This is a genomic window from Kitasatospora sp. NPDC056076, from assembly GCF_042266305.1.
Taxonomy (GTDB): Bacteria; Actinomycetota; Actinomycetes; order Streptomycetales; family Streptomycetaceae; genus Kitasatospora.
Genome location: NZ_JBHJWG010000003.1, coordinates 182,282 through 207,148 on the forward strand (window position 1 = coordinate 182,282; position 24,867 = coordinate 207,148).

The following is a 24,867-nucleotide window of genomic DNA, read 5'->3' on the forward strand; positions in this document are numbered from 1 at the left end:
CCGTCGTCACCCCGGGTGATGACAGGCGGCCCGGTGGTCGCTCTCCGCCCCGGCTCCCGCTCCGGCCCCCGCCCGGTCGCCGTCGAGGCCCGGCCGCTCCTGCTCGCAGCGCGCCCGGGCCGTGGCGTCCGCGAGCCCGGCGTAGAGCGGGCAGCGGGTGCGGAACGGGCAGCCGGTGCGGCGCTCGGTGGGGGAGGGCGGGTCGCCGGCCAGCAGGATGCGGTCGCGGGCCCGTTCGGCGGCGGGGTCGGGCAGCGGTACGGCGGAGAGCAGCGCCCGGGTGTACGGGTGGCGGGGCCGTTCGAAGACGCTGGTGACCGGGCCCTGCTCGACCGTCCGGCCGAGGTACATCACGCTGACCCGGTCGGCGAGGTGCCGGATCACCGAGAGGTCGTGCGAGACGAACAGGTAGGACAGCCCGAGTTCGGCCTTGAGCGACTGGAGCAGGTTGAGCACCCCGGCCTGGATCGAGACGTCCAGGGCGGAGACCGGTTCGTCCAGCACCAGCAGTTTGGGCCGGACGGCGAGGGCTCGGGCGATGGAGATCCGCTGGCGCTGCCCGCCGGAGAACTGGTGCGGGTAGCGGACCGCGTGGTCCGGGTCGAGCCCGACCTGGCGGAGCAGCTCGGGCACCCGGCGGGCGGTCTCCTCGCGCGGGGCGTGCTGGGCGCGCAGCGGCTCGGCGACGATGTCGCCGACCGGCATCCGGGGGTCGAGGCTGGCCATCGGGTCCTGGAAGACGATCTGCAGTTCGGAGCGCAGCCGCTGGGCCTCGGCCCGGGTGAGCCGGGCGGTGTCGTGGCCGAGCAGCTCGATCCGGCCGGTCTCCGGGGCGCCCAGGCTCAGCAGCTCGAACAGCGTGGTGGACTTGCCCGAGCCGGATTCCCCGACCAGGCCGAGGGTCTCGCCCTGGCGCAGGTCCAGGTCGACGCCGTCCACCGCGTAGACCTCGCCGACCCTCCGCTTGAACACCGTGCCCTTGAGCAGCGGGAAGGTCTTGCCCAGCCCGGTCACCGAGAGCACCTGCGGCCGGGCCGAGCGGTCCCCGGCGGCGGGCCCCGGGGGCAGCTCCGGCACGGGGTACACCTCGCTCGGCGCGGGCCGCCGCTCGGCCAGCTCCGCCGACCGCACGCACGCGGCCAGGTGGCCGTCCGGGCCCGCCGGTCCGGCCTCGGTGCCCACCAGCTCGGGCTCGGCCGTCGAGCAGCGCTCCTCCGCGAGCGGGCAGCGCGCGGCGAACGGGCAGCCGGGCGGCAGTTCGGCCATCGGCGCCGGGGCGCCGGGGATCGGCACCAGCGGGCCGCCGCGCCCGTCCAGCCGGGGCAGCGCGCCGATCAGTCCGAGGGTGTACGGGTGGCGCGGCGCCGCGAACAGCTCGTCCACCCCGGCGGTCTCGACCACCCGGCCCGCGTACATCACGGCGACCCGGTCGGCCGCCCCGGCGATCACCCCGAGGTCGTGGCTGACCAGGACGAGCGCCGCGCCGGTCTCCTGCCGGGCGGTGCGCAGCACGTCGAGCACCTGGGCCTGGATGGTGACGTCCAGCGCGGTGGTGGGCTCGTCGGCGAGCAGGATGTCGGGCTGGTTGGCGATGGCCATGGCGATCATGGCGCGCTGGCGCATGCCGCCGGAGAACTCGTGGGGGAAGCTGTCCAGGGCCCGGTCGGGTGCCGGGATGCCGACCAGGTCGAGGAGTTCGGCGGCCCGGCGGCGGGCGGTGGCCCGGTCGACCGGCTGGTGGATCCGGACGGCCTCGGCGATCTGGTCGCCGATCCGGTAGACCGGGGTGAAGGCGGACAGCGGGTCCTGGAACACCATGGCGACCCGGCGGCCGCGGATCGCGGCGAGTTCCCTGCCGGGCAGGCCGACCAGTTCCCGGCCGTCCAGCCGCACCGAGCCCGCGATCCGGGCGGTGCCCGGCAGCAGCCCGAGCACGGACAGCGCGGTGACGGACTTCCCGGAGCCGGACTCGCCGACGATGCCGAGGGTCTCGCCGCGGCGCAGGGTGAGGTCCACCCCGCGTACGGCGGGCACCGGTCCGTGCGGGCCGGCGAAGTCCACCCGCAGGTCCCGGACGGCGAGCAGCGGGGTCTCGACGGCGGTGGTCACTTCTGCTTCCGCGGTGCTCACTTCTGCTTCCTCCGAAGGCGGCGGGTACGGCGCGGCGCGCCCCCGGCGGTGGGGTCGAGGGCGTCGCGGAGCCCGTCCCCGACCAGGTTGACGGCGAGCACGAACAGCACCAGCAGTCCGGCCGCGAAGTAGAACATCCAGGGGAACACCGGGGCCTCGCCGGTTCCGGCGGCGAGCAGGGTGCCGAGCGAGACGTCCGGCGGCCGGACGCCGAAGCCGAAGTAGGAGAGCGCGGTCTCGCTCATCACCGCGCCGCCGACCGCGATGGTGGCGTCGACGATGAGGAAGGAGGCGACGTTCGGCAGGATGTGCCGGGTGATGATCCGCAGCGGCCGGACGCCCATGAACCGCGCGGCGCGGACGAATTCGCGCTCGCGCAGGGAGACGGTCATCGAGCGGACCACCCGGGCGGTGATCATCCAGTTGAACAGGGCGAGCAGCAGCACGAAGGCGATCCAGCCGCTGCTGCGCAGCCGGGGCGAGACCACGGTGATGATCAGGAAGCTGGGGAAGACCAGCATGAGGTCGACCAGGAACATCAGCGCCCGGTCGGTCCAGCCGCCGAAGTAGCCGGCGCAGGCGCCGACCAGGGAGGCCAGCGCGGTGGAGAAGAGCGCCACCAGCAGGCCGATGATCAGTGACTTCTGCAGTCCGCGGACGGTCTGGGCGAACACGTCCTGGCCGACCCCGTTGGTGCCGAACCAGTGGGCGCCGGAAGGGGGTTGGTGCAGGGCGGTGAAGTCGGGGGCGGCGTAGTCCCAGGGCGTCAGGTACGGCCCGCCGAAGGCGAGGACGAACAGCAGCAGGATCAGCACGGCCCCGGCCACGGCGCCGCGGGCGGCGAGCAGGCGGGCCAGGACGAGCCGGCCCCGTCCGCCGGCCCGGGGAGCGCCGGCGGGGGCGGAGGCGTTCGCGGGTCCGTGCGCGGGGTCGGGGGTCGGGGTGGCGGCGGTGGCGGCGACGGTCATCTCGGCTTCCTCCGGTCAGGACCGCACGCGCGGGTCGAGGGCGGCGTGCAGGGTGTCGGCGAGGAAGCCGGAGGCGAGCACGACGACGGCGGTGAACAGGTTGATCGCCACTACGGAGTTGACGTCCTGTTCGTTGATCGACTGGATCAGCCACTCGCCCATGCCGTGCCAGCCGAAGATGGTCTCGGTGAAGATCGCGCCGGTGAAGATGCCCAGGAAGCTGTAGGCGAACATCGTCGACATGGGGATCACGGCGGTGCGCAGTCCGTGCTTGAGCAGGGCCCGGCGCCGGGTGAGGCCCTTGGCCTCGGCGGTGCGCAGGTAGTCGGAGCCGAGCACGTCGAGCATGGTGCCGCGCTGGTAGCGGCTGTAGGTGGCGAGGCCGCCGAGGGCGAGCGAGACGGTGGGCAGCAGCAGGTGCAGGGCCCAGTCGGCGAGGTGGGTGCCGAGGCCGCCGGCCAGTCCGGGGGTCTCGTAGCCCGTGAACGGGACGACGTCGTGGCCGGCCGCGTCCTTGGCGGCGATCGCGCCGTTCTTGAGCAGGAGGGCGACCAGGAAGACCGGGGTGGAGAGCAGGACGAAGGACAGCACGGTGAGCACCCGGTCGGAGATCCGGTACTGGCGCACGGCGCTCCAGGCCCCGGCGGCGACGCCGAGGACGGTGCCGAGCAGGCTGCCGATCAGCAGCAGGCGCAGCGAGACCCAGACCCGGCGGCCGAAGTCGTCGTTGACCGGGGTGTCGTGGATGGTCCGGCCGAGGTCGCCGTGGAGCAGGCCGCCGGCCCAGTGGCCGAAGCGTTCGACGACCGGGGTGTGGTCGTTCAGGTTGAGCGCGGTGAGCTGGCGTTCGACCGATTCGGCGGCCGGGCGCGGCACCTTGGCGTCGAAGTAGGTGCGCGGTTGCAGGGCGCCGGCGGATATCGCGTAGGCCAGGAACACGGCGGCGAGCAGCAGCGCCGCGTAGTAGCTCAGCCGTTTCGACAGGTAGCGGAGCATCAGCGGCGGCCCGGGGCGGGGGCGGGGGCGACGCGTCTGGTGGGCATCGGGGGTGGCCTTCGGTCGGAGCCCGGTCAGGGCGTCAGGTGGCAAGGGGAGCGGGGGAGTTGGGGAACGCGCAGGTCGCAGTCTGGCACCGGGGTGCGGCTGCGATGTTGCGGCGGGATGTCCCTGTGTGACTTTTTGATCAGGCGTCCGCTCCTCCCCCTGGTGGCGGATCTGATCCGCTGTTACGTTCCTCTGGCTCGGTGCCGGATTGAGTGCCCACGCTCAAGCCCGGTCATGCCTCGTACGCCCCAACTCGTGTCACGAACCGGACGAACCCGGCCCGTGACGCCCGCCCGACGCCTGCCACCGATCCCAGGGGGACCCTCATGGACGCTTCCAGCACCGCCCGTCGCCTCGGCCGGGCGACCGCCCTCGCCGTCGCCGTCGTGCTGGCGGCCACCGCGTGCACCTCGGGCGGGGGCGGTTCGGGCGCGGACGTGGCGAAGAGCGCGCCGCCGAGACAGGACTCCCAGGACATCAACGCCAAGCCGCTGGACCAGGTCAAGGACGGCGGCGAGGTGCGGTTCCAGCTGGACCAGTGGATCGCCCAGTGGAACCCGCTCCAGGTGGACGGCGGTTCGTACACCGACACGGTGAGCCTGATCCGTGCCGTGGAGCCGACGCTGTTCAGCACCGACGCCTCCGGCACCTTCCAGCCGAACGCGAACTACCTGGTGGACGCCAAGGTCACCTCGACCTCGCCGCAGGTGGTCACCTACAAGCTGAACCCCAAGGCCAAGTGGTCGGACGGCAAGCCGCTCAGCTACCTGGACTTCAAGGCGGACTGGCAGACCAGCAACGGCAAGGACCCGGCGTACAACATCGCCGACCCGTCCGGCTACGAGCTGATCTCCGCGGTCGAGCAGGGCGCCGACCCGACCGAGGTGAAGGTGACCTTCGCCCAGCCGTACGCGGACTGGCAGGGCCTGTTCCGCCCGCTCATCCCGGCGGCGGCGATCTCGACCCCGGACGACTTCAACAAGGCCTGGGTGGAGAAGATCCCGATCACCGCGGGCGCGTTCAAGATCGGGACGGCCGACAAGACCGCGCAGACCCTCACCCTCGTCCCGGACCCGGCCTGGTGGGGGACCAGGCCCAAGCTGGACCGGATCACCTTCCGGGTGATGGACAAGTCGGCGAGCATCCAGGCCTACCTGAACAACGAGATCGACCTCGCCGCGGCCAGCACCGCCGCCGCGTACGGACAGCTCAAGAACGCCAAGGACTCCGTGATCCGGGCCGCCAGCCCGTGGGACGAGGTGCACATCTCCTTCGGCGGCAACGGCGCGCTGGCGGACCAGAAGGTCCGCCAGGCGCTCGGCAAGGCGCTCGACCGCTCGGCGCTGATCAAGATCGCCAACAACGGGGTGCCGGTCGAGTTCAAGCCGCTCGGCAACCACATCATCATGCCCAACCAGGTCGGGTACCAGGACAACTCCGGCGAGTGGGCCAGGTTCGACCTGGCCGCCGCCAAGAAGGAGCTGGACGACGCGGGCTGGAAGGAGGCCGGCAGCGGTCAGCCGCGCACCAAGGACGGCAAGCCGCTGGAGCTGCACTGGGTGCTCAGCGACGGCACCGTGCAGGCGCAGCTCGACCTCGCCACCGCGGCGGCGGCGATGTGGCAGGCGGCCGGGGTCAAGGTCGACCTGGACAAGGTGGCCGCCAACGACTTCTTCTCCAAGTACGTGACCCCGGGCAAGTTCGACCTCGCGAGCTGGCGCAACACCGACTCCTTCCCGAACTCCAAGAGCCTGGCCAACTTCCGCCTGCCGGTGGGCGACAACTCCTTCCAGAACCCGTCCCGCCTGGGCAGCCAGGAGATCGACGACCTGTTGAAGAAGGCGGCCGGGACGGTCGACCCGGCGGAGGCCGCGAAGCTCTACAACCAGGCTGACGCGAAGATCTGGGAGCTCGGCCACACCGTCGAGCTCTACCAGCGGCCCGCCGTGGTGGCGACCCGCAAGGGACTCGCCAACTACGGGGCCTTCGGCCTCGCCCAGGAGGACTACACCAAGGTCGGCTGGGAGAAGTGACCCGGGCCGTCGCGGTGGCGACGGCGACCGCACGGCAGGCGCTGGCGAGCAGCGCGGTGATCACGAGGCCGGTGGTGCGGACACGGGTGGGCCGGCTACGCCGCCCCCGCTGTCCTGCCACCGGCCTTGACCTTCCGCGTTGCCCGCAGGCCGCCCGTGTCGTGGGGCCCCGCGAGGGGCCCGTGCTCGCTTCCAACCGGGGACGAATCTAGCGGGGCCGCCGGGCCGGTCGCGGCGCAGCGCGCGGGGCGCGCCCGGAAACCCGCCGCGCTGTCACCCACTTCGCGCACCGGGGCGTCAACTCTCGCTGACGGCAAGGAGAAAAGGGGCATACGAGGGCATCGCGCCCGGGTTCGAACGGAGTTGCCGCACCGGCGCACGCGCCCGCGCCGGTGCGTGCGTCGGACCCCGGCCACTGCCAGGATGCGCGGGACGGCGGGCCCAGCCGGGCCGCCCCCGCCCCGCCCCGACCCCCGGAGCAGCACCGATGGCCAGTGACCACGCCGCCGAGGCACCCCGAGCGCAGCACGTCGACCCGCCCCCGGTGCGCCGGATGGTCCCGCGCGACCGCGCCGAGCCGCACCGGGTCGCCACCCCGCTGGAACTCTTCTTCGACCTCTGCTTCGTGGTCGCGGTCGGCCAGGCCGGTCGCGAACTCGCCCACTCCCTGGCCGCCGGGCACTACGGCGAGGGCCTGCGCGGCTACACGATGGTCTTCTTCGCCATCTGGTGGGCCTGGATGAACTTCACCTGGTTCGCCTCCGCGTACGACTGCGACGACGTGCCGTACCGGGTCACCACCCTGGTGCAGATCGCCGGGGTGCTGATCCTGGCCGCCGGGGTGCCGAGGATGTTCGAGACCCAGGACCTGACACTGGGGATCACCGGCTACGTGGTGATGCGCCTGGCGATGGTCACCCAGTGGCTGCGCGCGGCGTCCGGCGAACAGGGTGAGGCCCGCCGGGTCGCGCTGCGCTACGCGGCGGGGATCACGCTGTGCCAGCTCGGCTGGGTGGTGGTGCTGCTGCTGCCGGACGCCGCCCGGCCGGTGGTCATCCCGATCGGCGTGCTGTGCGAGCTCGCCGTGCCGGTGGTCGCCGAGCTGCGGGCGCAGACCACCTGGCACCCGCACCACATCGCCGAGCGGTACGGGCTGTTCACCCTGATCGTGCTCGGCGAGACGGTGGCCGCCGCGACGGTGGCGGTGCAGTCGGCGGTGGACGAGCACGAGGGGCTGGGCCGGCTGGTGCCGGTGGCGGTCGGCGGGCTGCTGATCTGCTTCGCGGCCTGGTGGATCTACTTCGCCCGGCCGGTCCACGACCACCTGCGCTCCAACCGGCAGGCTTTCGCGTGGGGGTACGGGCACTACCTGGTGTTCGGCTCGGCGGCGGCGATCGGCACCGGGCTGGAGGTGGCGGTGGAGTCGGCCGTGCACAAGGCGGAGATCTCCGAGACGGCCGCCACCGCGACGGTCACCGTGCCGACCGCGGTCTACCTGGTGACCGTCTGGTACCTGCACTCCCGGCACACCAAGCGCGGGCCGGTCGCGCAGTCGATCGCGCCGCTCGGGGCGGCGCTGGTGCTGGCCTGCACCGCGCTCGGCGGCTCCGGGGTGCTGGCCGCGGGCCTGGTGTGCGCGCTGATGGTCGCGGTGGGGGTGCTGGTCCACAGCCGGGAGGGCCGGGAGGACCGGCGGGCGCAGGTCTAGACCCGTTCCAGCAGGAAGGGCTCGTGCCGGGCCAGCCAGTCCAGGTAGGCCGGGTTGACCTTGGCCAGGTCCAGGTAGGCGGCGCGCAGTTCGCCGTAGAGCGCGTCCAGGGCGGGCTGGCTGAGCACCCGGGGGCGCCAGGTGAACAGCAGCCGGACGGCCAGCGGGTCCCCGTGCACCGGGCGGACCACCGTGCCGGGCCCGGGCAGCGAGGTCGGCTGGCAGGGGCGGACGGCCTCGCCGGAGGCGACCAGCTCGGCGGCGGTGGCGTTGTCCCGCACCTGCACCACCCGGGGGTTGAGCCCGGCCTCGCTGAACACCCGGCGCATCGCGGCGTACTCGTGGTCGGCGGTCGGGTCGACCATCCAGGTGTCCTCGGCGAGGTCGGCGAGGTGGACCACCGGCCGGGCGGCGGCCGGGTGCCCGGCGGCGAGCGCGACGAACTGCGGCTCGCGGGCCATCAGCACCCGGTGCTCGGCGTCCGGCGGGACCCGCAGCGGGAAGCCCTCGCTCTCGTACACGAAGGCCACGTCCAGCTGGTCGGAGGCGACCATCCGCAGCAGCGCGCTGGCGGAGATGTCGACGTGGATGGTGGTGTCGGTGTCCGGCAGCCGCTCGTGCACCCGGCGCAGCCAGGCGGCGACGGCCCGGCTGCCGACGCTGCCGATCCGCAGCCGGCGCTGCCGGCCGGGCCCCGCGGTGTCGCGGGCCTCCTGCCGGGCGGCGGCGACCAGGGCGGCCATCTCGCTGATCACCGGCCGGGCCCGGGACAGCACCGAGTGGCCGAGCGCGGTGGGCCGGCTGCCGGTCTGCTCGCGGGTGAACAGGGTTCCGCCGATGGCCCGTTCGATGCGGTGCAGCTGGGTGGTGAGGGAGGGCTGGGTCATGCCGAGTTGGAGCGCGGCCTTGCGGAGGCTGCCGGTGTCGGCGATCGCGCACAGCACCCGGAGGTGTCTCACGTCGAGCTCCACGACGGGAGCATAGACGTCACCGAGCCACATCGCCAAGGACATGACAGAGAATCAAGTGCGCAGCGACGGACCGCACGACGGTCCGCACGGCCGACCGCGCGGCCGACCGCAGGGCGGATCCCGGCACGCGGCACCGGTATGCGGCCGGACTATCGCCGGTTGACATCATCCGCGACGGGCCCGGACGGGTCGAAGCTCGGGGACACCGCACCGCCCCGGCCCCGGCCGGGACGGCCCCCACCGCGCGCCGCCACCGTACGGCCGGCCCCCACCGGCCCCGGCGGGCCGGCGCGCCCCGGAATCCGGAGCCCCCACATGAAGCGATCCGTGCTGTCCGCGACCCTGGGCCTGGCCCTCGCCGGCGCCCTGGTCCTGCCCGCCACCGCCGTCGCCGCGCCCGCCGCCCCGGCCGTCCACGGCCACACCACGTCGAGGTACGCCGGTTCGGCCGAGGAGGCCGCGAACAACCAGGCGTTCTTCCGGGCCGTGATGGCCTCCGTCGAGGCCAAGCGGGCCGCCGACCCCGGCCTGACCACCGTCACCGTCACCTACGACGCCTCCAACGCCCCCTCCTTCGCCGGCGACATCGCCAACGCCGCGCAGATCTGGAACAGCTCGGTGCACAACGTCCAGCTCCAGGAGGCGAGCGGCGGCACCGGCGACTTCTCGTACAACGAGGGCGACGACCCGAACGGCTCGTACGCCAGCACCGACGGACACGGGCACGGCTACATCTTCATCGACCACCAGCAGGCCCAGCAGTACTACTCGCTCCGGATCGTCGCCCACGAGACGGGGCACGTGCTCGGCCTGCCCGACGACTACTCCGGTCCGTGCAGCGAACTGATGTCGGGCCACGGCCCCGGTACGTCCTGCACCAACGCGCACCCCGACGCCAACGAGAGCGCGCAGGTCGACTCGCTCTGGGCGAACGGCGTGGCGGCGGCCAACTGACCTGCCCGGCAGGTGAATCGGGTGCGGCGGCCCGCCCGGCCGGAAACGGGCGGCCCGCCGCATGGGTACTTCCCCGCCTCGGAGCCTAGCCGCCCCCGGAACGGAATGCCAGGGGCATGGCTAGGTCAAGACGAGGAAAAGACGGCCCGAATCCGGCGGGGGCCAGGGGTATTGGACCGGGCTATCGGTGGTTGACATCATCCGCCGGGCCGCCGGGCTGCCCGAAGCTCTGGGGACACCCGGTCGCCAGGTGCCCCCCGAGCCGGCCCCCAACCCGGCTGCGGCACCCGGGACCGGAACCCCCCACTTCCAGGACCCCTTCAGGAGCCCCCACATGAAGCGATCCGTGCTGTCCGCGACCCTCGGCCTCGCCCTCGCGGCGGGCCTCGCCGTGCTGCCCACCACCGCGGCCGCCGCCGCCCCGGCCGCCCCGGCCGTCCAGGGCTACACCGCGTCGACGTACGCCGGTTCGGCCCAGGAGGCGGCCGACAACCAGGCGTTCTTCCAGGCCGTGATGGCCTCCGCCAAGGCCAAGCAGGCCGCGAGCCCGGGCCTGGCCACCGTCGTGGTCACCTACGACGCCAGCTCCGCGCCGTCCTTCCGCAACCAGATAGCCAACGCCGCGCAGATCTGGAACGGCTCGGTCGGCAACGTCCGGCTGCAGGCCGGCTCCAACGCCGACTTCCGCTACTACGAGGGCAACGACAGCCGCGGCTCCTACGCCAGCACCGACGGCCACGGGCGCGGCTACGTCTTCCTCGACTACCAGCAGAACCGGCAGTACAACTCGGTCCGGGTGACGGCGCACGAGACCGGGCACGTGCTCGGCCTGCCGGACCACTACTCCGGCCCGTGCAGCGAGCTGATGTCGGGCGGCGGCCCCGGCACCTCCTGCACCAACCCGTACCCGAACAGCGCCGAGCGCAGCCGGGTCAACTCGCTCTGGGCCCGCGGCTGACCGTACCCGTGAGCGCCCCGGCCCGGCCGCGTCCGCAGCGGCCGGGCCGGGGCGTCGCTGCGGGCGGGTGCGGCGGGTGCGGCGGGTGCGGCCGGACTGTCGGCGCCGCGTGCGAGCATGCGGGCGAGACCCGTTCGCCCGCGATCCGAGAGGCGCCACCGCCATGCCCCGTTCCGTCCCCGAGCAGCTCGCCGACCTCCCGTACGCCGAGCTGCTGCGCCCGCACACCGGCCCGCTGCGCAGCGACGAGCGGTACGACACCGCGCACTTCGACGGCGGTCAGCGCACCGACGAGTCGGGTGCCGGGGCGGCCTTCCTGGAGTGCGCCTTCACCGGGGTCGCGCTCAGCGGGGTCAAGCTGCGCCAGGCCCGGTTCAACGAGGTCTGGGTGCAGGCCGGCCGCTGGGTGGCCTGCGACCTGAGCGAGACCGAGTGGCAGGACAGCTCCTTCGTCGGCGGCGTGCTGGCCGGGATCGCCGGGTACGGCTCGGCGCTGCGCCGGGTGGTGTTCCGCGGCTGCAAGCTGGAGGCGGTCAACCTGCGTGCGGCCGTGCTGCGGGACGTGGTGTTCGAGGACTGCCTGCTGCGCGACGTGGACTTCGGCGAGGCGAAGCTGACCGGGGTGTCCTTCCCCGGCTCGACGCTGGAGGAGGTGCGGCTGCGCGGGGCCGTGCTGAGCAAGGTGGACCTGCGCGGGGCCGCCCGGCTCGGACTGGTGGACGGCCACCAGGGGCTGCGCGGGGCGGTCATCAGCTCGCCCCAACTGCTGGAGCTGGCGCCGCAGTTCGCCCAGGCGCTGGGGATCGAGGTGAAGGACCGCTGAGCCGCCCGCGCCCTCCCCGGCGCTCCGGGAACGCCCTCCTCGGCACTCCTGGAACCTCCTCGACCGATCAGCCTGGCGTTCAGCCCGGCGTCGCTCGGTGACCCACGGGCGAACAGTCCGACAAACCTGCTGCGCGCATCTGGTGGCCCGCTCCGGTGGCGGTGGAGACTGCTCCGCGATCGATGGCCCCCGAGTTGTGTACACAACATCGCCAGTGAAGGGACGGACCGGACTGATGGCCGAGTTGAGTCGTAGAAAGTTCGTCACGCTGTCCGGCGCCGCCGCGGCAGGCCTCGCGGTGGCCGGCGCCGGCGCCGGGGCCGAGGACGCCGCGGCCGCCTCCAGCACCACGCTCAGCACCACCGGCACCATCACCGACGTGCAGCACGTGGTGATCCTGATGCAGGAGAACCGCAGCTTCGACCACTACTTCGGCACCCTCAAGGGCGTCCGAGGCTTCGCCGACCGGGCCGCCATCCAGATCTCCGGCGGCTACAGCGTCTTCAACCAGCCGAACGGGCTGTTCGCCCGCCAGTACCCGTGGGCCTTCAACCCCTCCGGCGCGAGCGGCTCCCCGGAGACCCAGGCGCAGTGCAACGGCGACCTCTCGCACGCCTGGTCCGACCAGCACAAGGCCTGGAACGGCGGCAAGATGGACTCCTGGGTGTCCGCCAAGGGCACCGTCCGCACCCTCGGCCACCTCCAGCGCGGCGACATCCCGTTCCACTACGCGCTGGCCGACAACTGGACCATCTGCGACGCCTACCACTGCTCGGTGCTGAGCGCGACCGGCCCCAACCGCACCTACCACTGGAGCGGGACGATCGACCCGGCCGGCACCGCCGGCGGCCCCGCCTACGACGGCGGCTCCGAGTCCAACCTGCGCTGGCAGACCTACGCCGAGGCGCTGGAGGCCGCCGGCGTCAGCTGGAAGGTCTACCAGAACGCCGCCGACAACTTCGGCGACAACGCCCTCGCCTACTTCAGCCAGTTCACCGGCGCCGCGGCCGGCAGCCCGCTGGCTGTCAAGGGCATGGGCTCGGTGCCCAAGGTCACCGGCCGGACCCCGGACGACATCGCCGCCGCGATCCGCTCCGACGTGCTGAACGGCACCCTGCCGCAGGTCTCCTGGATCGTCGCCGACCAGCAGTCCTCCGAGCACCCCTACGCCACGCCCGAGGACGGCGCGCACTTCGTCCACCTGGTCATGGACTCCCTGAACGCGGACCCCAACGTGTTCAACTCCACCGTCCTGCTGATCAACTACGACGAGAACGACGGCTTCTTCGACCACGTCCCGCCGCCGGCCGCGCCCGCGGGCACCGCGGGGGAGTTCTACAACTCCACCAACATCGGCCTCGGCTTCCGCGTCCCGCTGATCGCCGTCTCCCCGTGGACCCGCGGCGGCTGGGTCAACTCCGAGACCTTCGACCACACCTCGGTGCTGCGCTTCCTGGAGGTGTGGACCGCCGCCCTCGGCACGCCCGCCACCAGCCCCAACATCAGCGCCTGGCGCCGCCAGGTCTGCGGCGACCTCACCTCGGTCTTCGACTTCGCCAACCCGGTGTACGGCCTGCCCGCACTGCCCGACACCTCGCAGACCATCGGCCTGGCCACCTGCGGCCCGCTGCCCAACCCCTCACCCGCCGACAACGCGCTGCCCGCCCAGGAGCCCGGCACCCGCCCGGCCCGCGCCCTGCCGTACCAGCCCAACGCCAACCTGGACCACCTGGAGTTCGGCTCGGGCGGGGTGATGAAGGTCTGGATCGCGATGGCGAACACGGGCACCGCGGCCGTGAACTCCGCGCACTTCGCGGCCTACGCCAACGCCTACCGCAGCGGCGGGCCCTGGCAGTACACCGTCGCCCCGGGCGGCAGCACCAGCGACTTCTTCAACTGCGGCACCAACTTCGGCGGCGGCCCGTACGACCTCACCGTGGTCGGCCCCAACCGCTTCCTGCGCCGCTTCAAGGGCGACGCCACCAAGGCGGGCAAGAACGCGGCCGTCACCGCCTCGTACGCGGTCGAGCCGGGCAGCGGCAAGCTCGCCGTCTACTTCAAGCTGGCCAACTCCGGCACCGCCCCGATGACCTTCACCATCACCTCCACCAACTACCGCACGGACGGGCCCTGGACGTACCGGGTCCCGGCCGGCGGCAGCGTCAGCGACTTCTTCAACGCGGTCGCCTACAACAACGGCTGGTACGACTTCACCGTCACGGTGGACGCCGACAGCAGCTGGTCGCAGCGCTTCACCGGCCACCTGGAGACGGGCGCGCCCAGCGTCAGCGGCTGACCGTCCCGGTTCACGCGTACGGGCCCCGGGGGAACCACGGATCGTGGACCTCCCGGGGCCCGGACGGCGTCAGCAGGGTGACGGTGAGCGGCCCGGCCGCGTACTCGGCGAGGTGCACCGCGCCGTAGCGGGTCTCCAGCTCGGCCTGCACCGGCACCGGCAGCTTGCTCAGCGCCCGCCGCAGCTGCAGCGCGTCCCGCCGGCTGACCGGGTGCGGGGTGCGCAGCACCAGCCGCAGCGGGCTGAGCGGTCCGGCCACCGGGACGCCGGTGCCCAGCTCGTAGCCGACCGCGCCGATCGGGCCCCAGGCCAGCCGGTGGTCCGCGACCAGCCGGCCGACCTCCGGCAGCAGGGCCAGCGCCGGGAGACCGGTGACCCGCCCGGGGTCCAGCAGTCCCTGCCGGCCGACCAGCTGCTCGGGCCGCAGGGTCCGGGCCACCGCGGCCCAGGGCGCGAGGGCGTCCAGTCGCTGTCCGGGGCGCGGGCCGCGGACGGTGACCGGGATCCAGTGCTCGGGGGCGGCCTGCCGGCCCCGGGTGCAGCGCCGCGGGCGCGGGACGTCCACCGGGGCGTCGGCCGGCGAGGGCGCCCGGCCGACGGTGACCCACGGGTGCGCCCGCAGCACGGCCCGGGCCCAGTCCGGCAGCTCGCCGCCGGCCAGCGGGCGCAGCGAGCTCGGGCACTGCATCAGCAGCAGGTCGTGGGGGCCGGGCAGCCGTCCGTCCAGCGCGGCCAGCGCGCCGACCCGGCGGCGCGGTCCGTCGTGCAGTTCCTCGGTCGAGTTCCTCACACCGCCACCCTCCGCCCGTCCCGCGCGGCCCGGCTACGGCCCTTGGGCGCGTCGGGCCGGGACCAAAGGCTCAACGTGCGACCGCCGACTCCCGGTGTGAGAGTGGGGGACAGCCCGGTAATCCGTTCGGAGGAGGAGTCATGGGCATCCTCGACAGGATCTTCCACAGGGGCCACGAGGCCGGTGGCGCGGAGGCCGCCGAGCGTGCCGCGCTCGCCCACGACGAGGCCGCCGACGCGTACAGCGACGAGGTCGAACGGAGCAGGCAGACGCAGGAGCGGACGGCCGCCCAGGAGGAGGCCGACCGGCGCGCCGCCGAGAACATGACGGCCGAGGGCGACCCCTGGGACTGAGCCCGGACGGGCCCGCCGCCGTCAGCGCTCCCGCGGCGGCAGCGGCGGGCGCCGCAGGTCGGGCCGGGGCGTGGACTCCGGCGGGGGCGCCGCGGCCGGGGCGTCCTCCAGCAGGTCCAGGGCCAGTTGGACGGCGGTGACCAGCTCCGGGTGGCGCCCCCGCGCCCAGTCCCGCGGGGTGCGCAGCACGTGCACGTCCGGCTCGACGCCCCGGTTCTCCACCGACCAGCCGAGCCCGCCGCTGAACCAGGAGGCGTTCTTCGGCACCGAGATCTGGGTGCCGTCGCCCAGGGTGTGCCGCCCGGTCATCCCGACCACTCCGCCCCAGGTCCGGTTGCCGATCACCGGGCCGAGGCCGAGCAGCTTGATCGCCGCGATGATCACGTCCCCGTCCGAGCTGGTGGCCTCGTCCGCGAGTGCCACCAGGGGGCCGCGCAGGGCGTGCCGGGGCCAGCGGACGGGCTGGCGGTCGCGGCTGAAGTCCCAGGCGAGGACGTGCCGGGTGAGCTTCTCCAGGACGAGTTCGGAGACGTTGCCGCCGGCGTTGCCGCGTACGTCGAGGACCAGCGCGGGCTTGTCCAGTTCGCGCCGCAGGTCCCGGTTGAACTGCGCCCAGCCGGAGCCGCCGAGGTCCGGGATGTGCAGGTAGCCGCACCGGCCGTCGCTGAACTCCCGTACCAGGGAACGGCGTTTGGCCACCCAGTCCTGGTAGCGGACGGCCCGTTCGTCGGTCAGCGGGGTGACGGTGATCCGCCGCACCGGGCCGTCCGGGCCGCTGCGCAGGGCGAGTTCGACGGTGGTGCCGCCGGTGCCGGCCAGCAGCGGCAGCGGGCCGCGCACCGGGTCCACCGGGCGGCCGCCGACCTCCAGCAGTTCGTCGCCGTCCCGGACGCCCTGGGCGGCGAGCGGGGCGCGGGCGCGCGGGTCGGAGGACTCGCCGGGCAGCACCCGGTCGACCAGCCAGCGGCCGTCGGGGGCGCGGTGGGCGTTGGCGCCGAGCAGGCCGAGCGGCTGCTGGGCGAGGCCGGGGCCCTCGGCGCGCCGGGAGGGGGTGACGTAGGCGTGCGAGGTGCCGAGCTCGCCGAGGAGTTCGCGCAGCAGGTCGGCGAAGTCGTCGGGTGAGCAGACGCGGTCCAGCAGCGGTTCGTACTGGGCGACCAGCGCGGGCCAGTCCAGGCCGGACATCCGCTCGTCCCAGAACTGGTCCCGGACGATCCGGGCGGCCTCGTGGTACGCCTGGCGCCACTCGGCGGCCGGGTGCACGGTGTGGGTGATCCGGCGCAGGTCGACGGCGGTCCCGGCGGAGGGGGCGGCGACCGGGATCACCCGCAGCGTCCCGGCCGAGTAGACCGCGATCGAGCCGCCGTCCCCGGAGACGGCGTAGCCGTCCAGCTTGTCGACCAGGGTGCTGCGGGTGCCCCGGGCCAGGTCGAAGTGCTCCAGGGAGGGGCGGCCGGAGGTGTCGTCGGGGTTGGCGAAGGTCTGCCCGAGGGTGCCGGAGATCGGCCAGCGCAGCCAGACCAGGCCACCGCGCACCGCGTCGGTGGCCGAGTACTTGGAGGCGATCACCGGGAACTGGAGCAGCCGCTCGCCGATGCCCGCCGGGTCGACCCGGACGGTGCCGTCGCCGTCCCCGCGCGGGGCGGCCTCCTCGGCGGGCGCGGCGAACGGGGAGGGGGTGTCGGCGGCGAGCGGGACGAGGTACGGGCGGCAGCCGACCGGGAAGGAGAGGTCGCCGGTGTGCACGTCGTGGACGGGGTCGAAGCCGCGCCAGGACAGGAAGGCCAGGTAGCGGCCGTCCCGGGTGAACACCGGCTGCTCGTCCTCGAACCGGCCGTCGGTGACGTCGGTGGTCGGGGCGGGGGCGTCGGTGCGGGTGAGCCGGATCCGGCGCAGCGAGCGCCCGGCGGCCGGCTGGGACCAGGCGACCCAGTGCGAGTCGGGGGAGAACCGGGCGCCGGTGACCGGCCCGTGCTCGGAGGCGGCCAGTTCGCGCACCGCGCCGTCCTCGGCGGAGACCAGCAGCAGCCGGCCGTCCGAGGTGGTGGCGGCGAGCCGGGAGCCGTCGGGGGCGGCGGTGAGCTCCAGGACCCGGCCGAGCCGGCCGGCGGCGAGCACCCGGTGGCGGTGGGCCGTCGTCTCCTGGTGCGACGCCGTCTCCTGGTGGCCCGGCAGCGGCATCACCTCGATCGCGTCGGCGCCCTCGGCGTCGGTGATCCAGGCCGCCTCGCCGGTGTGCCCGAGCACCACCGGCAGTCGGGTGCGCACCCCGGGGGTGTCGGCGAGCGCCCGGGCCGGGCCGTCCTTGTGGGTGAGCCAGTACTGGCTGCCGCGCACGGTGATCACCCCGGCCCGGCCGGTCCGGTCGCAGGCGAGGTCCTTGACCTGGGAGGCCGCACCGACCTGGTACGGGCGGCGGCCGGCCCGGGCGCCGCCGAGCGGCACCCGCAGCCGGTGCGGGGCGGGGGCGTCCAGGCCGTCCAGCAGCCAGAGGTCGCCGGCGTGCTGGTAGACGATCCGGGTGCCGTCGGTGGCGGCCTCGCGGGCGTAGTAGGAGGCGTGGTCGGAGTGCCGGCGCAGGTCGGTGCCGTCGGGGCGGCAGGAGTAGAGGTTGCCGATGCCCTCGTGGTCGGAGAGGAAGGCGATCCGGTCGCCGACCGGCATGGGGGAGGCGAGGTGGCCGGTGTGCCCGGGGAGGATCGGCTCGCCGTCCACCCAGAGCCGGCCGGTCGCGCCGCCGCGGTAGCGCTTCCAGGCGGCGGGCTCGTGCGGGGCGGCGCCGGTGAGCAGGACGGTCCGGTCCCGGCTGAGCTGGGCGTCGCCGACCGGGCCCCAGGGCATCCGGCGGCCGGGGGAGCCGTCGGGCGGCAGGGCGTGCGCCCAGGTGTAGTGGCCGAAGGGCTCGTGGAAGGAGGTGACGGCCAGCACCTCGCCGTCCGGCAGCCAGCCGCGCACCCGGGTGTCCTGGCTGCCCCAGTGGCTGAGCCGGCGGGTCTCGCCGCCCTCGACCGGGGCGGTCCACACCTCGGGGGTCAGGCCGAGCCAGCTGGTCCAGGCGAGGGTGGTGCCGTCGGGGGAGAAGCGGGGGTGGCTGACCCGGGTGCGGTCGCAGCCGACCCGCCAGGCCCGGCCGGTGGCGGCGGCCCCGGGCTCCAGCGGGGCGATCCAGACGTCGTCCTCGGCGGTGAAGGTGAGCAGGCCGCCGTGCAGGTGGGGGTGGCGGAGGTAGCCGGGCGGGGTCACTCCTCCATCCTTCGACGGGGTGTCACCCGCGGCAACCGGAGACCACCCTCCCGCACCGGTCTGGACCATTGACAGCGCACTGCCGGATCCATTTCAGTGGTCTAGTCCAACTTGGGTGCCAGGCCGGGCCGTTCCCCCCACTGGCGCGTGCTCCGGCGTGCCCTCGGACGTCCCCCACGACCGTGCCACCGCAGGAGCACCCGCATGCGCAGAACCCTGAGAAACGGCCTCGCCGCCGGCACCGCCTCCGCCCTCGCCGCGGCCACCCTGGTCGGCGTCACCCTCGGCCTGGCACCCGCCGCCTCGGCCGGCGAGTTCCTGGTCAACGGCGGCTTCGAATCCGGCTCGCTCGGCCCCTGGAGCTGCACCGGCAACTCCGGCAGCGTCGTCACCAGCCCGGTGCACGGCGGCAGCCACGCGCTCGCCGCCGCGGCCACCGCGGGCGACACCGCCCAGTGCGCCCAGACCGTCGCCGTCGCACCGAACACCACGTACACGCTCAGTGCCTGGGTCAACGGCTCCTACGTCTACCTGGGCGTCGACGGCGGCGGCCCCAGCACCTGGACGCCCGGCACCGGCGGCGGCTACCAGAAGCTCAGCCTCGGCTTCACCACCGGTGCCAACCAGACCACCGCCACCGTGTACACCCACGGCTGGTACGGACAGGGCACCTACTACGCGGACGACGTCTCGCTGGACGGCCCGGGCGCCCCCAGCCCGACGCCGACGCCGACACCCACTCCGACTCCGACCCCGACCCCGACGCCCACGCCCACGCCCACGCCGACCGGGACCCCGACGGGTACGCCCACCGGCACCCCGACCGGGACCCCCGCCGGCAGCCACACCCTGGTCGGCTACCTGCACGCCAGCTTCGCCAACGGCGCGGGCTACACCCGGATGGCCGACGTCCCCAACTCCTGGGACATCATCGACCTCTCCTTCGGCGAGCCCACCTCCCCGACCTCCGGCGACATCCGCTTCAACCGCTGCTCGGCCACCGACTGCCCGACCGTCGAGTCCGACGCCGACTTCAAGGCCGCCATCGCCGCCAAGCGCGCCCAGGGCAAGAAGGTGCTGATCTCGATCGGCGGCCAGAACGGCCAGGTCCAGCTGACCACCGCCGCCGCCCGGGACACCTTCGTCAGCTCGGTCTCGGCCATCATCGACAGGTGGGGCCTGGACGGACTGGACATCGACTTCGAGGGCCACTCGCTCTCCCTCGACACCGGCGACACCGACTTCAAGAACCCGAAGAGCGCGGTCGTCGTCAACCTGATCTCGGCGCTCAAGACCCTCAAGGCCAAGTACGGCCCGGGCTTCGTGCTGACCATGGCGCCGGAGACCTTCTTCGTCCAACTCGGCTACCAGTACTACGGATCCGGCCCCTGGGGCGGTCAGGACCCGCGCGCCGGGGCGTACCTGCCGGTGATCTACGCGCTGCGCGACGACCTCACCCTGCTGCACGTCCAGGACTACAACTCCGGCTCCGTCATGGGCCTGGACAACCAGTACCACTCGATGGGCGGCGCCGACTTCCACGTCGCGATGACCGACCTGCTGCTCAGCGGCTTCCCGGTGGCGGGCAACACCAACAACGTGTTCCCGCCGCTGCCCGCCTCGAAGGTCGCCATCGGCATGCCGGCCACCACCAACGCGGGCAACGGCTACGTCGCCCCGGCCGAGGTGGACAAGGCCCTGGACTGCCTCACCAAGCTGGCCAACTGCGGCACGTACGTGCCGCGTTCGGGCGCCCAGCCGAAGCTGGCCGGGCTGATGACCTGGTCGGTCAACTGGGACCAGTTCGGCGGCCGGGAGTTCTCCAAGAACTTCGACGCCTACTTCGGCCGCTGACCGGAGGCGGGGTCCGCACCCGTCGGGCGCGGACCCCGCGCGGCGCCGTCAGGCCGTCAGCAGCCGCTTCGCCCCCTCCACCACCGCCGGGGAGGCCTTCGCGAGGGAGCCCGCGGCGTACGGCGGCTGCGGGTCGTACTCGATGAGCAGCTGGATCGCCTGCGCGGTCCCGTCCCCGGCGATCAGGCCGGTCAGCCGCAGCGCGAGGTCGATCCCGGCCGAGACCCCGGCCGCGGTCGCGTACTTGCCGTCGACCACGATCCGCTCGGTGCCGGTGGGCTCCGCCCCGAACCGGGTCAGGCCGTCCAGCACGCCCCAGTGGCTGGTGGCCCGGCGGCCCTCCAGCAGGCCGGCGGCGGCGAGGATCAGCGAGCCGGAGCAGACCGAGGTGGTCCAGGTGGTGGTCGCGTCCACCCGGCGCACCCAGTCGAGCACCGCCGGGTCCGTCAGCTGCGCCTCCGTCCCGGGCCCGCCGGGGACCAGCAGCACGTCGGCGGAGTCCACCTCGTCCAGGGTGGCGTCCGCGGTCAGCGCCAGGGTCATGTCGGAGCGGACCGGGCCGGGCTTCGCGGCGGTGAACACCACCTCGGCCCCGGGGATCCGGGACAGCACCTCGTACGGGCCGACCGCGTCCAGGGCGGTGAAGTCGTCGTAGAGCAGGAACGCGATGCGCATCAGTGACCTCCATCGGGCTGTGGACCGCCGGCCGGTGGACCGTCGGGCCGGGAACGGAAGCGGCGGCGGTACTCGGCGGGCGGGGCGGCCACGGTCCGGACGAAGGCGCGCCGCATCGCCTCCGGGGTGCCGTAGCCGCAGGAGCGCGCGATCGCCTCGACGCCGTCGTCGGTGTCCTCCAGCAGCCGCCGGGCGGCCTCCAGCCGGACCCCGTCCACGTACCGGCCCGGGGTCACCCCCACCTCGGCGGCGAAGGCCCGGGCGAAGTGCCGCGGCGACAGCGCCGACCGCCGGGCCAGCTCCTCCACCGAGAGGTCCGCCCCGGGGTGCTCGGCGATCCACTGCTGCACCTCGCGCAGCGGCTGCCGGGCCGCCACCTGGGCGGCCAGCTGGGTGCTGAACTGGGCCTGGTTGCCCGGCCGGCGCAGGAAGACCACCAGGTGACGGGCGATCAGCAGCGCGGCGTCCCGGCCGTGGTCCTCCTCGACCAGGGCCAGCGCCAGGTCGATCCCGGCGGTGACCCCGGCCGAGGTGGCGACGCGCCCGTCCCGGACGTGGATCGGGTCCGGGTCGACCGCCACGTCGGGGAACCGGCGGGCCAGCTCCCCGCAGTACGCCCAGTGGGTGGTCGCCCGGCGCCCGGACAGCAGTCCCGCCTCGGCGAGCAGGAAGGCCCCGGTGCACACCGACACCACCCGCTCGGCCCGGTCGGCCAGCTCCCGGATCCGCGCCACCAGCGCGCCGTCCGGGTGCTCGAAGTCCACCCCGCCGGGGACCAGCAGCGTGTGCACCGGCCCGACCTCGGCGAGGTCGGCGTCCGGCAGCAGGCGCAGCCCGCTGGAGCTGCGCACCGGCCGGCCGCCGGCGGAGGCGGTGGTCACCCGGTAGGCGCCCGGCTGCCCGGCGGCCGCGCCCGCCCCCGCGAACACCTCCAGGGGGCCGGTCACGTCCAGGCTCTGCACGTCGTCGTAGAGGACGACGACCACGCTGCGCGCTCTCATGCGGCCAGCCTGTCACTGGCCCGCGACGGCAGCAATGACCGGTTTCCCACCTTTCCTGCCACGGGGCGCGCGGGTACGCCGGAACGCCGAGAGGCCCCTTGCTCTCGCAAGGGGCCTCTCGGCTGTCTGTGCGCCGCCAGGGACTCGAACCCCGGACCCGCTGATTAAGAGTCAGCTGCTCTAACCAACTGAGCTAGCGGCGCCTGCTGACGTGGAGAACATTACCTGGTCAGCGGCCGAAACACACAATCGGCCCGGAGGCCCTCAGGCGGTCAGCACCACCTTGCCGCGGACGTGCCCGGTGGCGACCAGCCGGTGCGCCTCGGCGGCCTTCTCCAGCGGCAGCGTCTCGGCGATCTCCAGCCGCAGCCCGCCCGCCTCCCACAGCCGGACCAGCTCGGCCAGCCGCTCGGCGGTGCGCGGCCCGCGCAGCCCCCGGACGCCCAGCCGCTCGGCCTCCGGGTAGTCGACCACGGTGCCGATCCGGTCCCGGTCGGCGACCAGCTCGACGGAGGCGGCCAGCGCGCCCCGCCCGGCCGCGTCGAAGGCCGCGTCCACCCCCTGCGGCGCGACCGCCCGGACCCGCTCGACCAGCCCCTCGCCGTACGCGACCGGGATCGCGCCCAGTCCGCGCAGGTAGGCGTGGTTGCGCTCGCTCGCGGTGCCGACCACGGTGGCGCCCAGCGCGCGGGCGAGCTGGACGGCGACGGTGCCCACCCCGCCGGAGGCGCCGTGCACCAGCACGGTCTCCCCGGGGCCGACCCCGAGCAGGTCGAGCGCCACGTGCGCGGTCTGCCCGGAGGCGGAGAGCGCGCCGGCCTGCTCCCAGGGCATCCCGGCGGGCTTGGCCACCAACTGGCCGGCGTCCACCGTGACCAGCTCGGCCTGGCAGCCCAGCACCCGGAAGCCCAGCACCTCGTCGCCGACCCGCCACGGCCCGGCGCCCGGCCCGAGCCGGTCCACCACCCCGGCGAACTCGTTGCCCAGGACGAACGGCTCCGCGGCCACCAGCCCCGGCGGGCGGAAGCCCTCCCGGATCGCGAGGTCCACCGGCTGGACCGCGGCGGCGTACACCCGCACCCGGACCTCTCCCGGGCCGGGTTCCGGGTCCGCCACCCCGGTGACCCGCAGGACCTCGGGACCGCCGGACCTCGGTACGGTGACCGCCTTCATGGGGTGCTCCTCTCGCCGGCACTGGCCGATCCGCTGCTCGAACGTCCCGATCCTCGGACGTGAAGTGCGCTTGAGGTCAAGGGTCCGTTCGGCGTGTCCCCGCGAATGGGCGCATTGTCAGATTTATCCTGGGCGGCGCTCAGCCGTCCGTCGCCGAACCGTCGCCGAACCGTCGTCGAGAGGAACCTCCCCGTGGGCCAGCTGCCCCTGTTCTTCCTGGTGCTGCTCGCCTCCGTGGTGACCATGCCACTCGCCCGAAAGACGGGCGTGCCGCAACCGGTCCTGATGACCCTGCTCGGCATCGTCATGGCGATCGTCCCGCAGATCCCGGACGTCAAGATCGAGCCCGAGCTGATCCTCCCGCTGGTCCTGCCGCCGCTGATCTTCGCCGTCGCCCGGCGCTCCAGCGTCCGCTACTTCAAGGCCAACGCCCGCTCGATCCTGCTGCTGGCCGTCGCCCTGGTGGTGGTCACCACCGTCGCGGTGGCCGGCACCGTGCACTGGCTGCTGCCCGCGCTGCCGCTCGCCGCCGCGATCGCGGTCGGCGCGCTGGTCTCCCCGCCCGACCCGGTGGCCGCCGTCGCGGTGGCCGGCAGCATCGGCCTGCCGCGCCGGCTGGTGGCGATCCTGGAGAGCGAGGGCCTGTTCAACGACGTCACCGCGATCGTCGTCTACTCGCTCGCCATCGAGGCCGTGGTCAGCGGCGACTTCTCGGTCGGCCACGCGGCGCTGCGCTTCGTGCTGTCCGCCGTGCTCGCGGTGGTCGTCGGCGTGGTGCTGGGCTGGGTGAACGCCAAGCTCGCCGACCGCCTGGACGACCCGACCCAGCAGGTCGCGCTCAACCTGCTGGTGCCCTTCGCCGCCTACACCGTCGCGGAGGAGATCCACGGCTCCGGCGTGCTCGCCGTGGTGATCTGCGCGCTCTACCTCGCCGAGCGGGCCTCCGACGCGGACGCCGTCGCCTACCGGCTGGTCGGCAACGCCTTCTGGGAGGTGGTCGAGATCCTGATCACCGGCGTCGCCTTCGGCCTGATCGGCCTGGAGCTGGCCACCGTGCTCAAGGAGGCCGGCCGCGGCTGGACCGGCTTCCTCGGCGACGCCGCGGTGGTCATCGCGGTCGTGGTGGCGGTCCGGCTGCTCTGGCTGCTGCCGGCCGGCTGGCTGTCGAAGAAGCTGCGCAAGAACAACGAGGAGGACACCCCGTTCAGCTGGAGGGAGAGCGTGGTGCTCTGGTGGTCCGGCATGCGCGGGGTGGCCACCGTCGCCCTGGCCCTGGCCATCCCGCTCACCCTGCACTCCGGCGCCGACTTCCCGGAGCGCGGCCGACTGGTGTTCATCGCGTTCAGCGTGGTGCTGTTCACCCTGCTGGTGCAGGGCCTGACCCTGCCCTGGCTGGCCAAGCGGCTCCAGCTGGACATCGACCAGGACGCGCACGAACAGGCCGTGCGCCGGCTGTGGTGGCGCGCCGCCAAGGCCGGGCTGGAGCGGCTCGGCGAACTGGAGGAGCAGGACAGGCTGCCGGCCGAGGTCGCCGACCGGCTGCGGGACCGTCAGCACGACCGGCTGGCCCGGCTCTGCCCGGAGAACTACGCCGAGGAGGAGGCCGCCGAGGCGAAGCAGCGGATCGCCCAGTGGCGGGCCGCCGCCGAGGTCGAGCAGGAGATGATCGCCGCCTCCCGCCGCGAGATGCTGGTCGCCCGCAGCGAACTCGGCGCCGACCCGGAGCTGGTGGACCACGTGCTGCGCGGACTGGACCTGCGCTCCGAGCGGAAGTGAACGCACCGCGAGCGGCGGGTGCAACGGAAGTGACGGGCAGTCCGGCCGCCCGGCGGCACGGCCCCCGACCGGCCGGAATGTGCACCACCCCCGCCGGAGTTGCATAGGCTGAACCCG

The 24,867-nt window shown here is 73.9% G+C and carries 18 protein-coding genes and 1 tRNA gene; 9 read left to right on the forward strand and 10 right to left on the reverse strand.

Translation table 11 applies throughout. From position 1 onward, the window contains the following. Nucleotides 1–6 precede the first annotated feature (6 nt). From ACFC1T_RS04245 to ACFC1T_RS04255, 3 genes are read right to left on the reverse strand one after another with little or no spacing between them, the layout of a single operon-like run. On the reverse strand, nt 7–2,130 hold the full coding sequence (locus tag ACFC1T_RS04245; RefSeq protein ID WP_375883299.1) for a dipeptide ABC transporter ATP-binding protein: 2,124 nt from the start codon (nt 2,128–2,130) through the stop codon (nt 7–9). Further along, the gene (locus ACFC1T_RS04250; RefSeq protein WP_375883301.1) at nt 2,127–3,098 is read right to left on the reverse strand and encodes an ABC transporter permease; all 972 of its coding nucleotides are present in this window, start codon (nt 3,096–3,098) and stop codon (nt 2,127–2,129) included. The genes ACFC1T_RS04245 and ACFC1T_RS04250 overlap by 4 nt, the downstream gene beginning before the upstream one ends. A 15-nt stretch (nt 3,099–3,113) precedes the next feature. Next, the gene (locus tag ACFC1T_RS04255) at nt 3,114–4,094 is read right to left on the reverse strand and encodes an ABC transporter permease (protein WP_375883303.1); all 981 of its coding nucleotides are present in this window, start codon (nt 4,092–4,094) and stop codon (nt 3,114–3,116) included. Between the two features lie 374 nt (nt 4,095–4,468). Between ACFC1T_RS04255 and ACFC1T_RS04260 the strand changes: the two genes are divergently transcribed. Together ACFC1T_RS04260 and ACFC1T_RS04265 are read left to right on the forward strand one after the other, a co-directional pair. Beyond that, the gene (locus ACFC1T_RS04260; protein WP_375883305.1) at nt 4,469–6,175 is read left to right on the forward strand and encodes an ABC transporter family substrate-binding protein; all 1,707 of its coding nucleotides are present in this window, start codon (nt 4,469–4,471) and stop codon (nt 6,173–6,175) included. Between the two features lie 487 nt (nt 6,176–6,662). After that, nucleotides 6,663–7,883, forward strand: a complete 1,221-nt coding sequence (locus ACFC1T_RS04265; RefSeq protein ID WP_375883308.1) for a low temperature requirement protein A — start codon at nt 6,663–6,665, stop codon at nt 7,881–7,883. On the opposite strand, the gene ACFC1T_RS04270 is transcribed toward ACFC1T_RS04265, so the two are convergent. Next, nucleotides 7,880–8,884 (reverse strand): LysR family transcriptional regulator, encoded by a 1,005-nt coding sequence (locus ACFC1T_RS04270; protein ID WP_375883472.1) that lies wholly within the window; start codon nt 8,882–8,884, stop codon nt 7,880–7,882. The genes ACFC1T_RS04265 and ACFC1T_RS04270 overlap by 4 nt on opposite strands. Before the next feature lie 285 nt (nt 8,885–9,169). Between ACFC1T_RS04270 and snpA (ACFC1T_RS04275) the strand changes: the two genes are divergently transcribed. From snpA (ACFC1T_RS04275) to ACFC1T_RS04290, 4 genes are all read left to right on the forward strand, one after another. Continuing rightward, on the forward strand, nt 9,170–9,808 hold the full coding sequence (gene snpA / locus ACFC1T_RS04275) for a snapalysin (RefSeq protein ID WP_375883310.1): 639 nt from the start codon (nt 9,170–9,172) through the stop codon (nt 9,806–9,808). A 334-nt stretch (nt 9,809–10,142) separates the two neighbouring features. Further along, entirely contained in the window at nt 10,143–10,766 is a 624-nt protein-coding gene (gene snpA, locus ACFC1T_RS04280; RefSeq protein ID WP_375883311.1) for a snapalysin, read from the forward strand. A gap of 163 nt (nt 10,767–10,929) precedes the next feature. Next, entirely contained in the window at nt 10,930–11,589 is a 660-nt protein-coding gene (locus tag ACFC1T_RS04285) for a pentapeptide repeat-containing protein (RefSeq protein WP_375883313.1), read from the forward strand. Between the two features lie 235 nt (nt 11,590–11,824). Further along, nucleotides 11,825–13,885, forward strand: coding sequence for a phosphocholine-specific phospholipase C (locus tag ACFC1T_RS04290; protein ID WP_375883315.1), 2,061 nt, complete (start codon nt 11,825–11,827; stop codon nt 13,883–13,885). A gap of 10 nt (nt 13,886–13,895) precedes the next feature. Here ACFC1T_RS04290 and ACFC1T_RS04295 read toward each other — a convergent pair whose 3' ends face one another. Continuing rightward, a complete protein-coding gene (locus ACFC1T_RS04295) occupies nt 13,896–14,675 on the reverse strand; it encodes a phosphoribosyl-dephospho-CoA transferase MdcG domain-containing protein (protein ID WP_375883318.1) in 780 nt (259 codons plus the stop codon). Between the two features lie 140 nt (nt 14,676–14,815). Here ACFC1T_RS04295 and ACFC1T_RS04300 point away from each other — a divergent pair, with 140 nt between their 5' ends. Continuing rightward, nucleotides 14,816–15,028, forward strand: coding sequence for a hypothetical protein (locus tag ACFC1T_RS04300; protein ID WP_375883320.1), 213 nt, complete (start codon nt 14,816–14,818; stop codon nt 15,026–15,028). Between the two features lie 21 nt (nt 15,029–15,049). Here ACFC1T_RS04300 and ACFC1T_RS04305 read toward each other — a convergent pair whose 3' ends face one another. Next, a complete protein-coding gene (locus ACFC1T_RS04305; RefSeq protein WP_375883323.1) occupies nt 15,050–18,271 on the reverse strand; it encodes a S41 family peptidase in 3,222 nt (1,073 codons plus the stop codon). A gap of 204 nt (nt 18,272–18,475) precedes the next feature. Between ACFC1T_RS04305 and ACFC1T_RS04310 the strand changes: the two genes are divergently transcribed. Continuing rightward, a complete protein-coding gene (locus ACFC1T_RS04310; protein ID WP_375883326.1) occupies nt 18,476–20,125 on the forward strand; it encodes a chitinase in 1,650 nt (549 codons plus the stop codon). 48 nt (nt 20,126–20,173) lie between these two features. Here the strand turns inward: ACFC1T_RS04310 and ACFC1T_RS04315 are convergent, their stop codons facing one another. The 4 genes from ACFC1T_RS04315 to ACFC1T_RS04330 all read right to left on the reverse strand — a co-directional run bounded on the left by ACFC1T_RS04315 (nt 20,174) and on the right by ACFC1T_RS04330 (nt 22,974). Next, on the reverse strand, nt 20,174–20,800 hold the full coding sequence (locus tag ACFC1T_RS04315) for a DJ-1/PfpI family protein (RefSeq protein WP_375883329.1): 627 nt from the start codon (nt 20,798–20,800) through the stop codon (nt 20,174–20,176). Continuing rightward, nucleotides 20,800–21,801, reverse strand: a complete 1,002-nt coding sequence (locus tag ACFC1T_RS04320) for a GlxA family transcriptional regulator (RefSeq protein WP_375883331.1) — start codon at nt 21,799–21,801, stop codon at nt 20,800–20,802. The genes ACFC1T_RS04315 and ACFC1T_RS04320 overlap by 1 nt, the downstream gene beginning before the upstream one ends. Nucleotides 21,802–21,930: 129 nt before the next feature. Next, nucleotides 21,931–22,004 (reverse strand) — tRNA-Lys (locus ACFC1T_RS04325). Between the two features lie 61 nt (nt 22,005–22,065). Continuing rightward, nucleotides 22,066–22,974, reverse strand: coding sequence for an NADP-dependent oxidoreductase (locus ACFC1T_RS04330; RefSeq protein ID WP_375883332.1), 909 nt, complete (start codon nt 22,972–22,974; stop codon nt 22,066–22,068). A 192-nt stretch (nt 22,975–23,166) separates the two neighbouring features. On the opposite strand from ACFC1T_RS04330, the gene ACFC1T_RS04335 reads away from it, so the two are divergent. Next, nucleotides 23,167–24,750, forward strand: a complete 1,584-nt coding sequence (locus ACFC1T_RS04335) for a Na+/H+ antiporter (protein ID WP_375883333.1) — start codon at nt 23,167–23,169, stop codon at nt 24,748–24,750. The last annotated feature ends 117 nt before the right edge of the window (nt 24,751–24,867 follow it).

Bases quoted from the DNA above. Each gene is read 5' to 3' on its own strand.
- ACFC1T_RS04270 (WP_375883472.1), bottom strand. From the start codon at position 8,884: ATGTGGCTCGGTGACGTCTATGCTCCCGTCGTGGAGCTCGACGTGAGA.
- ACFC1T_RS04320 (WP_375883331.1), bottom strand. From the start codon at position 21,801: ATGAGAGCGCGCAGCGTGGTCGTCGTCCTCTACGACGACGTGCAGAGC.
- ACFC1T_RS04300 (WP_375883320.1), top strand. From the start codon at position 14,816: ATGGGCATCCTCGACAGGATCTTCCACAGGGGCCACGAGGCCGGTGGC.
- snpA (WP_375883311.1), top strand. From the start codon at position 10,143: ATGAAGCGATCCGTGCTGTCCGCGACCCTCGGCCTCGCCCTCGCGGCG.
- ACFC1T_RS04315 (WP_375883329.1), bottom strand. From the start codon at position 20,800: ATGCGCATCGCGTTCCTGCTCTACGACGACTTCACCGCCCTGGACGCG.
- ACFC1T_RS04260 (WP_375883305.1), top strand. From the start codon at position 4,469: ATGGACGCTTCCAGCACCGCCCGTCGCCTCGGCCGGGCGACCGCCCTC.
- ACFC1T_RS04285 (WP_375883313.1), top strand. From the start codon at position 10,930: ATGCCCCGTTCCGTCCCCGAGCAGCTCGCCGACCTCCCGTACGCCGAG.
- ACFC1T_RS04255 (WP_375883303.1), bottom strand. From the start codon at position 4,094: ATGCTCCGCTACCTGTCGAAACGGCTGAGCTACTACGCGGCGCTGCTG.
- ACFC1T_RS04330 (WP_375883332.1), bottom strand. From the start codon at position 22,974: ATGAAGGCGGTCACCGTACCGAGGTCCGGCGGTCCCGAGGTCCTGCGG.
- ACFC1T_RS04310 (WP_375883326.1), top strand. From the start codon at position 18,476: ATGCGCAGAACCCTGAGAAACGGCCTCGCCGCCGGCACCGCCTCCGCC.
- ACFC1T_RS04290 (WP_375883315.1), top strand. From the start codon at position 11,825: ATGGCCGAGTTGAGTCGTAGAAAGTTCGTCACGCTGTCCGGCGCCGCC.
- ACFC1T_RS04265 (WP_375883308.1), top strand. From the start codon at position 6,663: ATGGCCAGTGACCACGCCGCCGAGGCACCCCGAGCGCAGCACGTCGAC.
- snpA (WP_375883310.1), top strand. From the start codon at position 9,170: ATGAAGCGATCCGTGCTGTCCGCGACCCTGGGCCTGGCCCTCGCCGGC.
- ACFC1T_RS04250 (WP_375883301.1), bottom strand. From the start codon at position 3,098: ATGACCGTCGCCGCCACCGCCGCCACCCCGACCCCCGACCCCGCGCAC.